We start from the raw sequence: 14,807 nt of genomic DNA on the forward strand, positions 1-14,807 counted from the left end.
TTTACTTTAATTGGTATTAGCCAAAGCGGCCGCGAAACCGGCACAACTTGCCAGTAAAACAACGCCAAGTGCCGTAATCGCGTCATAGCCAAGCTTGATACAGATCGGAATCATCAGCGAGATAAAAATAACGTCTAGTTCACGCATACCGGTGAAGGTCACGTTAAAGAAGATCGCCGTCATGATCACTGGCGCGATGACATACAAGCCTTGCTTTTTAAGCTTAGTGGTAAGCGCGACGACCGAAGCGTCTAGCAGCCCCATGTGTTTGATGATACCGAAAGCACCACCAACAAACACCACAACACCCATCACGCCAGAAGCGGATTTGAAGCCTTTAAAAAATGATTCGAAAAAAGAGGCTAATGTTGTTGGGTTGCTGGTCAATTGTGTGTAGCTGTCTGGGTCGATAACCGTGCGGCCATTCATGACCACTCGCTCGAATTCACCAGCAGGGATGAAGTAAGTTGCAATTGCAGCAACGATCACCATGATAACCAAAGAGAGAAACGGGTGGTTTACTTCTTTCTCTGTGGGCGCTGCGTTAGCAGCTTGAGATGTAGGTACGGATGTAGATACCGTAGTCGTCATATAGACTCCTTATTTGTCAGCAACTAAGGTTCACTTAGCCGCCGGAGGGATTTTTGGAAAAACGAAACCCTTCACGCTGAACTAAGTTCGCGCTAATTTAGGTTGTTTCAAAAAGGCCTTTGATAGATGGTGCTCTCAAATGTACATAGTGAAGTAGTGAGAACTACTCTCTTTGCGTCCGAGCAAAATGCAGATGTTCAGCCAAGTCAGGCCAAACTGAATGAGGTCATTACAAGCAGGTAAACAGAAAAGTCTGTTTTGGTAATGCGTTTTTTATCAATTACAAAGACAAGCGGCGCATACTAGCACAACGAGTCATTAATTGTCAGAAAAGTGTGAGTTTCGTCATGCTTTGGTGAGCAAAAGAAAAGCGCCCACTAATAAGTAAGGCGCTTTTCTGCAATCGAATCGAGTTACTTAGGTGCTAATTCGTAGTTTTCTTGCATCTCATGAGGGGCAATCCCGTACTCATAATCCGCTAAGTAGCCATCCTTATAGACCTTCATTCCCTTCTCATCCCAGCTCACTTTGATCATCGCCGTGTTGCCATCTTCACTGCCTAACAGCTCCAGCATTTCTGCATCAATCTTAATGGCTTTGATGGTTTTAATACGCTTAAACGGCTTAAATTCAGTGGCCGAGAATACGATGGCCGAGCGATAACGCTTAAGCTTGAGTCCAATCGCAAAGATTCTCGATTGTTGCTCAAACTGCAACATATTGATCTAGGCTCAATTGATGAGTCTCGCATTTCAGAACTTGTGCGATTCAAAATCGAAACGCCGGTTCGCTATGAAGGTGACATTAATTATTGGCGTCAGGGCGTCGAATTTCCTGTCGATCAACTGGCATCCAATAAAGAAGTCGATATTCGAGCACGCATTACCATACCCGAGTCTCAACTCACAGCAGGAGAGTTTCACTTCAATATGGAGTGGGCAGTTGAGTGTCTATAAATTAGTAACTTAAGCTGAGTTTTTAATCAAAGAAGAAAAAGTGAGTGAGCTGGAAAGAAAATCAATGGAGTGACAAGTTCGGAATTATAAAACCGATAAAGAGAGATTCACTGGGAATTCGCTGTAGGTTAGCGCAAATTATCAAGGATGGAGTTTTTTTGAACATGTCTTTAAAACACGAAACATAATATGCGATCAGTTCATCGGACTTTCAAGAGAGTAACAAGAGAATATTTGATAACACTGAAGTCAATCACACATGTGCTAATTCTCAGTTGGTTAATCTATGCGATGTTTGCTACGTTTAAATGACACAGTCATTGGAAAGGTATGATTTATGAAAATAAATGTTCAAACACATCATGTATCAATTAACGACGAGTCACGCAAAGACATCGAAGGTAAATTCGAGAAGATATCTAACCATTTCCCATCACTGATCAGTTGCGACATCATCATTACTAAAGAACACGGTCAACATCAGGTTGAAGTATTCACCAACTACGAAGGTGTACGAGTAACAGCAAAATCGACAGACGATGTTATGTACCCAGCTATCGCTGCAGCACTTAAGAAACTTGAAGCGGGCCTAAGTAACCGTAAGGGACAATTGAAAGCCGACCTACACGAGAAACCAACAAGCACGAAGCCAGAGATTGCTTCGGACATCATCCAAGAGATGAAATTGGTATAAATCGATAAGTAGTTAAAGCGAAATAACGAATAGAAACTTATTAAGAATTTCAAAGCCAGCATACGTTGCTGGCTTTTTCGATCTTAAAGCCAAGCAAACCTTCGCTTCTTTACCGTCCCTCGAATTCAGCTCAACCCCACATCATTATTAACGCCCTTAAGTTCTTAGCAGCTATAACAATCACTTGTGGGATTTGATACAGTTATAAGCAGAAATTTAGACCACAACGGAATGTTTATTATGAAGAAAATCGCGTTGATACTTTTCCTTGCTACTCAATTAATGGCTTGTACCGAGGTTGGCAGTGAAGCTTGGTGTGCGGATATGAAAGAAAAGCCTAAAGGTGACTGGACGGCTAATGAAGCGGGCGATTTTGCTAAACACTGTATTTTCTAATCACGTTAGCTTCTAATTCTACATTGGGCTGAATTAATACGCTCTGTGTAAAACAATCCATGGAATAAGTGAGTTTTAATGGAACACCAACTAGACAACAACTGGAAGCACATCGAATGGGTATTAACCGACGTCGATGACACGCTCACTTGGCAAGGTTCACTCCCTCCAGAAACCCTGATTGTGTTACAAAAGCTGAGAGACAATGGAATCAAAGTGGTCGCTGTAACGGGAGCCTGTGCTGGTTGGTGTGACCATATTGCGCAGCTCTGGCCTGTCGATGCCGTGCTTGGAGAAAACGGCGCCTTCTTACTAGAGAAGCAAGATGATGCATTACAACTCTCATCTGAAACACCGCTAGAACAAGTGCGTAAGAACCAAGCTAAGCTAAAACAAGAAGTTGAAGCGATCTTGTTGAGTTACCCCGACCTATCGCTAACTTTGGATCAATCTTACCGCTTGTGTGAGGTCGCGATTGATATCGGCCAAAACCGTAAGCCTGTTGATCCTGAAACTGTTCAAGCGGTACTCGAAAGAATACACGCTTTAGGCGCACACGCGACGGCAAGTTCGATTCATATCAACGCTTGGTACGGCGAACACTCAAAGAAAAACGCCGTGCACCGTTTCCTGGCTAATAAAGGCTTATCGCTTGAGCAAATCCACAATCAAGCCTGCTATGTCGGCGATTCAATGAATGATCAGCAGATGTTCGAATCACTTCCACTTACCGTTGGCGTGGCAAACATTCAACATTATTGGGATAAGCTAGAGCATCATCCAAGCAGGGTCATGTCGCAGCCTGGTGGCTATGGGTTTGCAGAATTTGTGGATGCGCTGCTGGCAGTTAAAAACTAGACACTTAAAAGAGTCACGCCCTTCTACTTCTAACAAGGTCTCAGGCCACTCAATAGACATAAAAAAACGACCGCTAGGTAGACCGAAGTACCTAGGGTCGTTTGAGCTTCAAAATGCTAGATAAGCTCTTAACTTTGACACATCACACAAAACACGCTGCATTGCACCATATGTTTAAATAAGTTTGTTACGGATGTGGATAACCACCGCTTCTGCAACGATAACCACTGCAAAAATACTCACCAACACCATTGATACTTTTTGCCACTCAAAAAGGTTCTGCGCATCGTTTAGCACCACGCCAATACCACCAGCGCCCACTAACCCCAATACCGCAGATTCACGCACATTGATGTCCCAACGGAACAACACGATGGAGTAGAATGCGGGCATCACTTGTGGCCAATACCCTTTAAGCAAGATGCTCATCCAAGAAGCGCCGGTTGCGCGCAGAGCTTCGATAGGCCCCATGTTCACTTCGGCAATCGCTTCCGCTAACAGCTTCCCTACAAAGCCGATACTGCGAATAGCAATTGCCATAATGCCTGCGAGAACACCGGGGCCAAATAGTGCGATAAACAACAAAGCCCAAACCAATGAGTTCACAGAACGTGAAGACACCAGAAAGAATTGAGCCACCCAGTTCAACGCTTTATTAGGTGTGATATTTGGCGCGTTCAATAACGCCAACGGAATCGCAAATATCAAGGTAAACAAGGTGCCTAACGTCGCAATGTGCAGTGTTTCAATCATCGCTGCGTGGATTGATTCAGGATAGAAAGCGTAGTCCACTGGCACCATACGCTCGAACATGTCAGCAAACTGCGCTGGCGCGTCGTATAGGAACTCAGGAATCACTTCAACCGTCTGCCAAGACCAAACAATCGCACACACTAAGCTAAGGTAAACGGCAAATCGAGCCACGCGTTCGTTTGGTGTAAAGCGCTGCCACTCTTTATCGATAGATGCTGTTGTCATTAGAAGATTCTCCTAACAATGTTGGAAAGAAATTCACCCACAAGAATCAATGCGATAATGGTGATCAAAATAGCAGCGACGAAGTCGTAGTCAAAGCGTTGGAATGCCGAGAAAAGCGTACCGCCAAGGCCGCCCGCACCCACAATGCCAACCATGGTTGAGTTACGTAGATTGGAATCAAGCTGGTAGCTAGCAAAGCCAATAAAACGAGTAAATACTTGAGGCATTACCGCATACAAAATGACGCTGATAAAACTGGCACCGGTTGCTTTAATCGCTTCAACCGGTTTAAAAGATATCTCTTCAATCGCTTCTGCAAAAAGCTTGGCAATAAAACCAATCGATGCGAAGACCAAGGTCAGGATCCCAGCTAGGGCACCGAAGCCTACCGCTTTCACAAATAGGATTGCGATAATCACCGGGTGAAAAGAGCGACATAGTGCGATGAAACAACGTATTGGCGTCGATACGATTGAAGGCATCATATTTCTCGCAGCTAACAAGCCAAGAAACAATGAGATGACGATGCCGAAGAAACTCGAAATGATCGCTATCTGCAAGCTCTCCGCTAAGCCACTTAGCAGTAGATTAGTACGCGAGAAATCTGGCGGGAACATTCTTGATAGTAACCGCTCACTTTCACCAAAACCGATGACCAAACGATCAAAAGTCAGTCCTAACGTCGCAAAGCTGTAAAACAGGTAGCCAATGATTGCAGCGATGATTGCTCGGTTAGTCCATGAGGTTTTGAACGGGTTTTCATGCTTCGCTGGCGACTGGTTTGACGGCACGCTTGGCGATGAATTTGGGGTTAATCCAGCCATGACTCACCCCCGTAAATGATTTTTAGATCTTCTTCTGAGATCCCTTCAGGGCTACCGTCATAATGAACTTTACCGTTACACATGCCGATGATGCGCTTGGCATAACGCTTGGCTAAGTTCACATCGTGGATGTTAACCAACACGGGAATGTTTTTCTGTTCTGCGAATGTCTCCATCAACTCCATGATCTCAACCGCGGTTTTCGGGTCGAGTGATGACGTCGGTTCATCCGCCAATAAGATATATGGGTCTTGCATAACGGCGCGAGCGATACCGACACGCTGTCTTTGGCCGCCCGATAAACTGTCGGCACGTTGGTTAGCAAAGTCTTGCAAGCCAACAAATTCAAGTAGCTCGAACGCTTTGGCTAAGTCTTGCGCAGAGTAGTTACGACGCCATGCATTCCAAGCGGTCATGTAACCCAAACGGCCACTCAACACGTTCTCGATAACCGTTAAACGTTCCACGAGGTTATATTCTTGAAACACCATGCCGATATGTCGACGCTGTTTACGTAGCGCTTGGCCTTTTAATTGAGTCAGGTCTGCGCCATCAAATATGATCTCACCTTGACTTGGATCGTTGAGTCGGTTGATACAGCGCAGAAGCGTACTTTTACCGGTACCAGATGGACCAATGATCGCGATGATACCTGGCTCATCGATATCAATATTAATACCTTTAAGGATTGGCTTGCCTGCCACGTATTCGTGGAAAAGGTTGTTTATCTTTATTCCTTCATAGCTTGCTACGGCCATACTGCATTTCCTTGTGCGAATTTTAGAATGATCTATGCCCTACCCGCGAGGGCATAGATTTTTAGTTAAGGTAGGTGTTTTTAAAGGGCTAAGTCTTTCTAAAACTTAGCCTTCCAACAGAGTGAAGAACTAGCCGTTGTTTGCTTGTTTTGCTAGCTCAGCGGCTTTTTTCTTTGCGCGTTTAGCCGCATCTTTTTCAGCTAACTTTTTCAGACCAGTTTTGGTGTAAGCCGTACCTGTCGCATGAGCGATATCACGAATCACATCCCACTCTTCTTTGTAGCTGATTGGCGAGAAGCGGTCTGCACCTTTGAACGATGCGCTCATTTCTGGTGTAAAGCGGTAGCTAAAGAAAGCCTCGTTGATCTTCTCAACTAGCTCTGGTTTTAGGTTGTAAGCATAGCCAAACGCAGACGTTGGGAAGCGTGGGCTGCGGTAGATGATCTTCAGTTCAGAATCGTCAACACGACCTGCTGCTACCATACGATCGTACACGTCCGATGCCACAGGTGCTGCGTCATAATCTCCATTGAAGACACCTAGAATCGATTGGTCATGCTTACCTGAGTAAAGCACCTTGTAATCTTCATCTGGCACTAGGCCTTTCGCTGGGAATAACGCACGTGGAGCTAGGTTGCCAGAGTTGGAAGATGCAGAAGTGTGTGCAACCTTTTTGCCTTTCAGATCAGACATTTTGTTAATGCCGCTGTCCTTACGCACAATCGTGATTAGGTTGTAGCCTTGGAAACCAGACTCATCGCCCTTCACCGCAATTGGAACGTAACCTGCTAAGTTAACTGCGTAGCCTGTTGGGCCCGTAGAGAAACCTGCAACGTGCAGTCGACCAGAACGCATCGCTTCTACTTGCGCAGAGTTCGAGTGAACTGTGTAGTAAATCACTCGCTTACCCGTGATTTTACTTAGGTGAGCTTGGAAATCCGCAAACGCATCTTTGTACAACGCAGGGTCTTCTACTGGCGTGTAGGTAAATACAAGCGTACTTGGGTCGTTCCACTCATCTGGGTTCTTTGGTGAGTCGGCCACCAAATCTTGGTTTTCATCACAGTATCGATCGTCTAACACACCACGGCTAGAGCAGTCGCTTGCCATAGCCATTGAAGGAAGCAGTAATGAGCTAGCGATTAACAGTCCTTTAACACTGATTTTCATATTCAAACCTTACTTTTACTTATTGTTGAAAGTCACCTTAGCTACTGCAGCCTTCGTGCCATATTTTTATTTACTAAATTTCAACAACTTACAAACAACCTCAAACTAACCAAGATCTTTTGAGTCATAAGTGTCCAACTCAAAACCCATCATTTGGGTCATTTTTGTCCCACCAATTTCAGTGGTAAAAAAAGAGCCCGAAGGCTCTTTGGTTCACTGCTTTTTCTCTTGTTATTCTTTGGCTAAGCGCTCTCTATACAAACGCTATAATTAGCGACGTAACAGCGCTCTCAGAATCGCCTATGCGTCACTGTCCATGCAGTTAGCGTAATAAGTTACCGTTGCAGGCCAATCGCTGAATACACCCATTACACCAACATCTTGTGCCAGCACATCAAGCATTTTCATCATATCGCCATCATTGTTGATGCCGTCTTTCACGCTCTTGTAGTACCAACCACCGCCTTGCGCTAGCGGGCCAGAACGTTCCAGTGTCCATGCGATAATGTCGAGGTCCGCATCCTTAGCCAGTTTCGCGTAGTTAGACGCCACTAATTCGTTGTTCTTATCAAGTTCAACCAAAGCAAACAGAGGTGGTGCGATGATATTCACGCCCGCATCGTGTAGCTCTTTCATGTTTTCAACAGACGCAACAAAGTCCGCTTGTTCGTAAACACGGTCATCAAGATAAACCGCTTGTTTGCCGAACTTCGGTGCTGCTTTGATCCAGTACTTCACATCATCCAAGTTGAATGACTGTAGGTAAGTCTCAGAAGGCTTGAAACCCGCTTCTTTCAGTTCATCCACCAACTTCTGCGCATACATCTCTTGGCTAAATCCATTGAAAGGCATATCTACCGCTGCTGATTTCAATTCAGGAGTGACCCTCACGCCGTGCTCTTTAAACAGTGCTGCACTTTCTGCGTGTGTCATCAGTGTCCCACTTTGACTGTAAAGATCGGTTCTCCAACCTGGAGTCCCGTTCATGTACTCTTCAACCGTGGTGGCTTTTGGGTTCGCGCCGTCCATTTTACCTTTGAGCGTCTTAAACTCAGCCAGCGTGAAATCAGAAGTACGGCACTCAACCTGTGCATCTTCGCCTGTCGCGGGGTTTGCTGGTGTAAACGGGGTTGAGCACTTCTTCGCAAGATCTGGGTGTGCTAATACATCGGTCGTCGTGTGTAGATCACTTTGCGAGTGACGGCATACCAACGCCTTATCTTTGGTGAAAGTGACATCACATTCGACAACGCCTGCGCCCATTTGAATCGCCGCTAAATAAGATTCCTTAGTGTGCTCAGGAAACTGCATCGCAGCTCCGCGATGCCCAATAGAAAAATCACTACGATGAAAAGGTCCTTCGCTGCAACTCAACAGCTTAGTTTTCAAAGGGCTCTCATCCATATTGTTGACTAAAAAGAGGGGACGAGGTCCTAAGTTTGCTGGTTCTGCAGCGGCCCATGCCGTTATTGAACTCATGCCTAATATCAGAGCAATCGAACCTTTCAGTATTTGCTTCATGTTTGTATCTCCTTGCAACAAGCAATTATTTTTCTAATGTCCTTTATTCGATCATTCGGTGTTGGATAGCTGTCATATATAGATAGCTGTCATATGTTTTTTGACTCAACATCGAATAACCTCATGTGGGCTGACGCCACAATGTAGGGATTGCACGCTTTATGCCAGATGTTAAAGCTCTTTTATTACAATCACTTGAAACAGTTAGCCATTCGACTAAAAACCAAATGGGTCATTGTTGTCTTGTGCTTTTTCTTTTGGTTTTGGTTTTCCATTTAACAAACACCTGAACGAATTAGGCTTTGAAACTCTCTTTATCTAATTGGTGTTTCTTCATTTTTCGATAAAGGGTTTTACGCGGTAAATTCAGCTTACTTGATACCTCGTTAATGTTACCTGCGCTTTCTATTAGCGCCTCCGTCAGTACATTCCTTTCGTACTGCTCCATCTGCTTTTCAAAAGCGAAATCTTCTCCGGACGCTTCACAAATTGGCGATTGAAGATCGAAGCCATCACCGACGATACCCAACACAAATCGATCAGCGACATTGCGTAATTCACGCACGTTACCCGGCCATTCATGCCGACATAGTTGCTGAATCTGCTCAGGGTAAATCGTTGATGGGCGTGTCTTGTATTTGTGGCTCGCTTGAATCACAAAGTGACGGAACAACACCTGAATGTCTTCTTTCCGTTGGCGCAGTGCCGGAAGGTTTAAGCTCGCAATGTTCAAGCGATAAAAGAGATCGGCTCTGAATTCCCCAGACTCACTCAAGCTCACAAGATCGGCTTTACTGGCTGCGACCACGACGATGTCGACAGGTATCAACTCATTACCACCAACACGCTCAATCATTCGCTCTTGAATCACGCGCAGCAGTTTTATTTGTACCGCAATCGGCATGCTCTCAATTTCATCGAGAAACAGAGTGCCGCCATTGGCTTGTTCTATTTTGCCAATACGCTTCTTGTTCGCGCTAGTAAACGAACCCGCTTCATGGCCAAACAACTCACTCTCAATAATGCTCTCTGTCATACCACCACAGTTAATCGCGACAAATGGCTTAGTCTTACGACGACTGAATTGATGCAGAGCTTGAGCTATCACCTCTTTGCCCGTTCCCGTTTCTCCGTTGATGATGGTATCGACACCGGTATGCGCTAAAGCGAGCACTTGCTTACGTATCGTATCCATCGCTTTTGATTGGCCAATAACCACGGATTCAATCGGTAAATCCTCTTGCCCATCGCCATCCGAGGTTGACGGGCAACTGTGCTGACATTGGGTAATCGCCAAATCAAGCTTCTCCACCAGCTCACTCGAATTAAGCGGTTTTTCTAGGAAGTCAAAAGCGCCCAACTTCATCGCTTCGATCGCCATTGGGATATCGCCATGGCCACTCATCAATAAAACGGGCACATTCGGGGCACGGTGTTGGATTGAGCTCAACAACGTCAAACCGTCCACTTTCGGCATGCGCACGTCACACAACACAACCGACTGACTGTTCGCTTTAAGCGACTTTAGGCCAAGGTTGGGATCAGTGAAGGTGGTGACACTAAACCCTTCTAGCTCTAACATTTCGCTCACGGCTTCGACGACATCTATTTCATCGTCGATAAGAACTATGTGTTTTTCTGAAATCATGAACCTGTGCCTTTTGGTAGAGTGACGATAAAGGTGGTGCCTTGGTGTTCAACCGATTCCACGTGAATCGAGCCGCCAAAATCTTTTATTATGTTGTATGCGATAGACAAGCCGAGCCCGAGCCCCTTACCTGTTGTTTTGCTGGAATAAAATGGGTCAAACAAATACGGGATATCTTCTTCAGGTATGCCCAGTCCGTTGTCCTTAACCAAAATCTGAGTGGTGTTCGAAAGCACTTGCGTAGCAATACTAAGTTGAGGCTGCTCTTTATGCTCAATGGCATCCAGAGCATTGCTGATGAGGTTCACCAGCACTTGTTCCAAGCGTATGCTGTTGGCTCGAACCATCTGGTAGCTTTGGGACGAATATTGAATCGATACTGGGCTCTGTCTGGTTTCAAACAGATCAATCGCATCACCAATCACCTTATCTAGTTCCACATTATCAATCTTGCCGTCGCTCTTACGTGAGAATGCTTTTAAGTGACGAGTTATCGCAGCCACCTTTTCTAGCAGGACTTCGATCTTTTTAAGATTCTCTTGTGCTCTGTCTGGTCTATTTTTACCGAGCCAAAGCTGAGCACTTCGAACGTGGCTATTCACAGCCGTCAGAGGTTGATTGATCTCGTGCGTTATCCCAACACTGAGTTGCCCCAATGCAGCCAGTTTTCCGGCTTGGATCAACTCATCTTGAGTCACTCGTAGTTTGGCTTCGGCTAGGGTTCGCTCTTCCACTTCAGCTTCTAATTTTCGGTTGGTTTTCTTAACGACTTTGGCCGTGGTTTGGAATACCTTTAGGTACTTGGCCATTTGCGTCACTTCGTCTTTGCCACGAATGGACACTTCGGTATCTAAATGGCCGGTAGAAATTGCAAACATGTTGTCTTTAAGCTGTAAAAGCCTTTCCAAAATGCTCTTACGCACATAGAACCATGAAATAGCAGCGGCAGCCAATACGCTAAATAGAGAAAGGAAGAGAGAGAGACGCTGGTTAGATTGCAAAGATTGCTGTGCCTGCTGAATCGATTGGTCAATATTGCTATTCACCTTGCTGGTGTTGCTTTCGATCTGCACGGTTAATTGGTTCAAATGCTCGCGGCTGTTTTGCAGGAAGTATTGCTCTTGATAAAGATGATCGAGCGCTTTGTTTTTCATCCCATACAAGCTGCTATCGCTTGAGGCAAGGTTATAAATCACCGTGAGTTGATGATCTAATTCAGGAAAATCACTTCTTAAATCACCACTGACCCAGAGCTTCCACCACTCTTCCCCTACCTGCTCTAATCGCAAACTGGTGTAATCGAGCTCATTAAAGCTGGAGTCGTTATACAGCTTTTCGACCAAGCCTAATTGGTAATAAAGCAGAGACTTGAGCTGTGTGTACTGGATTTGATCTTTGGCAGACTCAGGTAGGCTATCAAGTGAATCACTGGCCTGTTGCAGTAGCGGGTAAAAACCTTCGAGCAAATTACGAAGTTCTTGGTTGAGCTGTTCTGACTCAATTTCACTTTGATACAACAAGCTAAGGCTGTTATTAACTTGGGCGATAAGATCTTTAAAATAGGAGTGATAGTCCGGGAACTGAACCATAACGCTATTCATAACGGAAATAGCGTCTTCGATTTTTAGCATCGCCTGCTTGCGCTCTAAATTCGATTCAGCGTCACTAAGCTGAGAAGACGTTGTAATAATCACTCGCACCATATCATCAAGGCGTGCGGCATTATCTAAGGCCGGGATTTCACTCTCCTTTAGCTCAACAAGACGTTGGTTTAAATCATCGAAGGTAAAGCTAGAGACAACCGAGAGGAAGATAGTGGTCATCGATAGCATGGCTAACGCAAGTACCAAGCGCAGCTCAATACCTTTCCAACCAAACCACTTACGACGTGGAATCTTGATCGAGAACGGGCGCTCGAAACTATCCTTATTTTCTACAACCTCGGAGAAATGACTACTCACTCGCCCCACCTTCTTCTCATCAAATAATCAACAGGAACTGTCAATGATTCAATCAGTTAGGGTGTGAGCCTTACTTGGGCTTGCATCGAATAGCTTTAGTTAAACTATTAAATGAAGAGTAATCATTAACATTTCACATAAGATATCATAACAATTATTTTATAAAGCTTGAGCTGTCTGTTTTGCGATAATAGAAAGTGACCGCACCGACAGAAACGTGATTACTTTATCAATACGCCCGTAAATCATACGAATAGCACGCTCAATCAAGCAGTAAAAACCTTTGATTATTTAATAAGTTAAGGACTATAGATCTAAAAAATCGCACAAGCTTTCACTCATGCGATTTCATTTATGTCATGCCCATCGACTAACCCGAAGCTCAACGAACTTAGAGAATAATCATCCCATCGCGATAAGTCAGAGCAGGAGAAACGTCTTGGCCAAGTAAGACTGGGCCATCGAGGTCGACGATTTCAGATTGAACGGCGATAGGCAGAGCTGCACGCATCGCCAGCGATGTACCGAGCATACAACCCGACATCAGCGTAAATCCTAGCCTTTGAGCTTCTTCAGCAAGTACCAATGCTTCGGTCAAACCACCTGTTTTATCGAGCTTGATGTTGACCATTTCATATTTGCCTAACAAAGATGAAAGTTGCCAAGTGGTATGACAGCTTTCATCAGCACACAGTGGTATCGGGTGCTTGATGTGCGCCAATGAGGCATCGTGCTGTTGGGGTAACGGCTGCTCGATCATCGCAATATCAAATTCTACCAGTTGATTGAACAACTCTTCGAGATTCAATCCTGTCCACGCTTCATTGGCATCCAATACAATTTGAACATCTGCCGCAGCTTCTCGTACCGCGCGAACACGCTCTACCACCTGCTCGCCGTCAAGCTTCACTTTCAGAAGTTTCGCACCATTCGCGACATAGTCTCGAGCCTGAGTCGCCATGGCTTCTGGCGTGCCAATCGAGACTGTCATTGCAGTCACGATTTGAGCAGGCAACTCAAACAAGCTATTCGGAAACGTCTGGTCGTTCTGCTGAGCTTCAAAATCCCAAAGCGCACAATCGACCGCATTGCGCGCTGCCCCTCCGGTCAATAAAGACTGAAGATGATCTCTTAGCTCTGCCGGATCAGTAACGCCTCGTTCAAACATAGCTTCAAGTGCGCTAGACGCTTGTTGGATTTGCGCTAACACAGACTCCGATGACTCGCCGTATCGTGGGTAAGGCGTGCATTCGCCCTGAGCTCGTTTGCCACCATGTTCAATGTAAACACGAACAACGTGACACTCAGTTCGACTGCCACGAGAGATGCGAAAAGGCGTTTGCATCGCGATAATAATGGGTTCAGCTGTAATCTTCATAATTTCACTCGGTTGATGTTCACTTTAACAAATGGAAACGTAGAAATGATGAAGTCGTTAAAGTGAATGTCGCAAATGATCAGTAATGTGTTGTACACCAAAGCGCACTGGGTCCGTCACTGGCACTTGATAGAGTGTGGTCCATTCTTGGCACAATGTCTCAGCCTCTTCAATACTAATCGCCGACGTGTTCAAGCAGATACCCACCAGCTTCGCGTCTGGATTAGTCAGTCGCGCCGCTTGCAAGTTGACTTCAATCGTCTGTTCTATGCTTGGTAATTTAGCATGAGGAAGGTTACGAATATGTGGTCGCCCAACTTCATGACACAGCACTAAGGCATCAGCTTGTGCGCCATGTAAAAGACCCAAACTCACGCCTGCAAACGAAGGGTTGAACAAAGAGCCTTGCCCTTCAATGATGTCCCAATCGTGGTCGGTAAAATCAGGGCTAATCGCTTCAACTGCGCCAGAAATAAAATCCGCAACCACCGCATCAATCGAAATACCGCTGCCTTCAATCAAAATACCTGTCTGCCCTGTCGCTTTAAACTGAGCGGATGTTCCCGCTTGTTTAAGCGACTTTTCAATCGCTAATGCCGAGAACATTTTGCCTACTGAGCAATCAGTTCCGACAGTAAGCAGGCGCTTACCTTGACGAAGCTTACCGTTACCAACATTAAGAACACCGTCAAAATGGCGTACATCATGAAGCTTAGTCAATCCTTGTTGCTGCATGTCAGCAAGCGGTGAAAATTCACTCAATCGTTGGTGCATGCCAGATGCAATCTCATATCCCATTTCTGCAGCGGCCATAATGGTTGACTGCCAAGAATCAGGAATAACACCACCCGGATTTGCGGTACCAATCACTAGCGTCTTCGCGCCCTGCGCTTGCGCCTCTTGCAGGGTCATATCCGTTAAGCCCAGTGAAACGGTATCACCCGTTAAACGCAGTTGACCTAGGCAGATTTCTGGTCGCCATTGATGAATACCGCGAGCTGTTTTTGCAGCGAGTGGGTCAGTAACATCCCCAAGAAAAAGAAGGTAAGGTTGAGCGATCGACATGAGTATTCC

At 45.4% G+C, this 14,807-nt stretch carries 13 protein-coding genes and 2 pseudogenes; 4 read left to right on the forward strand and 11 right to left on the reverse strand.

The genetic code is table 11. From position 1 onward, the window contains the following. Positions 1–15: 15 nt before the first annotated feature. Both AB4185_RS14420 and AB4185_RS14425 read right to left on the reverse strand, forming a co-directional pair. A pseudogene (locus AB4185_RS14420) lies at positions 16–591 on the reverse strand (YfcC family protein); the annotation flags it as partial. Positions 592–1,004: 413 nt separating this feature from the next. After that, positions 1,005–1,232 (reverse strand): annotated as a pseudogene (locus AB4185_RS14425) (hypothetical protein); the annotation flags it as partial. Between the two features lie 57 nt (positions 1,233–1,289). On the opposite strand from AB4185_RS14425, the gene AB4185_RS14430 reads away from it, so the two are divergent. The 4 genes from AB4185_RS14430 (at position 1,290) to AB4185_RS14445 (ending at position 3,495) form a co-directional block, all read left to right on the forward strand. Next, entirely contained in the window at positions 1,290–1,547 is a 258-nt protein-coding gene (locus AB4185_RS14430; RefSeq protein WP_372135592.1) for a hypothetical protein, read from the forward strand. 337 nt (positions 1,548–1,884) lie between these two features. Next, positions 1,885–2,241 carry a ribosome hibernation-promoting factor, HPF/YfiA family gene (gene hpf / locus AB4185_RS14435; protein WP_017061680.1) on the forward strand — a complete coding sequence of 119 codons (357 nt, stop codon included), beginning with the start codon at positions 1,885–1,887 and terminating at the stop codon, positions 2,239–2,241. A 240-nt stretch (positions 2,242–2,481) separates the two neighbouring features. Continuing rightward, a complete protein-coding gene (locus AB4185_RS14440) occupies positions 2,482–2,637 on the forward strand; it encodes a DUF3012 domain-containing protein (RefSeq protein WP_017061679.1) in 156 nt (51 codons plus the stop codon). Positions 2,638–2,715: 78 nt separating this feature from the next. Then, a complete protein-coding gene (locus AB4185_RS14445; RefSeq protein ID WP_102332202.1) occupies positions 2,716–3,495 on the forward strand; it encodes an HAD-IIB family hydrolase in 780 nt (259 codons plus the stop codon). 174 nt (positions 3,496–3,669) lie between these two features. On the opposite strand, the gene phnE (AB4185_RS14450) is transcribed toward AB4185_RS14445, so the two are convergent. The 9 genes from phnE (AB4185_RS14450) to dgcN all read right to left on the reverse strand — a co-directional run bounded on the left by phnE (AB4185_RS14450) (position 3,670) and on the right by dgcN (position 14,798). Beyond that, complete coding sequence (gene phnE, locus AB4185_RS14450) at positions 3,670–4,473, reverse strand: phosphonate ABC transporter, permease protein PhnE (RefSeq protein WP_004732994.1); 804 nt, start codon at positions 4,471–4,473, stop codon at positions 3,670–3,672. Further along, positions 4,473–5,297: a phosphonate ABC transporter, permease protein PhnE gene (gene phnE, locus AB4185_RS14455; RefSeq protein ID WP_102332203.1), complete on the reverse strand. Its 825-nt coding sequence runs from the start codon at positions 5,295–5,297 to the stop codon at positions 4,473–4,475. Before phnE (AB4185_RS14455) ends, phnE (AB4185_RS14450) begins: the two co-directional genes overlap by 1 nt. Beyond that, positions 5,285–6,055 carry a phosphonate ABC transporter ATP-binding protein gene (gene phnC / locus AB4185_RS14460; RefSeq protein ID WP_004732991.1) on the reverse strand — a complete coding sequence of 257 codons (771 nt, stop codon included), beginning with the start codon at positions 6,053–6,055 and terminating at the stop codon, positions 5,285–5,287. The genes phnE (AB4185_RS14455) and phnC overlap by 13 nt, the downstream gene beginning before the upstream one ends. 129 nt (positions 6,056–6,184) lie before the next feature. Continuing rightward, positions 6,185–7,225, reverse strand: coding sequence for a phosphate/phosphite/phosphonate ABC transporter substrate-binding protein (gene phnD, locus AB4185_RS14465; RefSeq protein WP_004732989.1), 1,041 nt, complete (start codon positions 7,223–7,225; stop codon positions 6,185–6,187). A gap of 300 nt (positions 7,226–7,525) precedes the next feature. After that, on the reverse strand, positions 7,526–8,746 hold the full coding sequence (locus tag AB4185_RS14470; RefSeq protein WP_102332204.1) for a glycerophosphodiester phosphodiesterase family protein: 1,221 nt from the start codon (positions 8,744–8,746) through the stop codon (positions 7,526–7,528). A gap of 295 nt (positions 8,747–9,041) precedes the next feature. Then, complete coding sequence (locus tag AB4185_RS14475) at positions 9,042–10,394, reverse strand: sigma-54 dependent transcriptional regulator (RefSeq protein ID WP_102332205.1); 1,353 nt, start codon at positions 10,392–10,394, stop codon at positions 9,042–9,044. Next, positions 10,391–12,364, reverse strand: coding sequence for an ATP-binding protein (locus AB4185_RS14480; protein ID WP_102332206.1), 1,974 nt, complete (start codon positions 12,362–12,364; stop codon positions 10,391–10,393). The genes AB4185_RS14475 and AB4185_RS14480 overlap by 4 nt, the downstream gene beginning before the upstream one ends. A 382-nt stretch (positions 12,365–12,746) precedes the next feature. Further along, positions 12,747–13,733, reverse strand: a complete 987-nt coding sequence (gene dgcA / locus AB4185_RS14485; RefSeq protein WP_372135593.1) for an N-acetyl-D-Glu racemase DgcA — start codon at positions 13,731–13,733, stop codon at positions 12,747–12,749. 57 nt (positions 13,734–13,790) lie between these two features. Further along, positions 13,791–14,798 carry an N-acetyltransferase DgcN gene (gene dgcN, locus AB4185_RS14490; RefSeq protein ID WP_372100906.1) on the reverse strand — a complete coding sequence of 336 codons (1,008 nt, stop codon included), beginning with the start codon at positions 14,796–14,798 and terminating at the stop codon, positions 13,791–13,793. Positions 14,799–14,807: the final 9 nt, after the last annotated feature.

Source organism: Vibrio sp. 10N.286.48.F5 (assembly GCF_041469785.1).
In the GTDB taxonomy this organism is placed as follows: domain Bacteria; phylum Pseudomonadota; class Gammaproteobacteria; order Enterobacterales; family Vibrionaceae; genus Vibrio; species Vibrio crassostreae_C.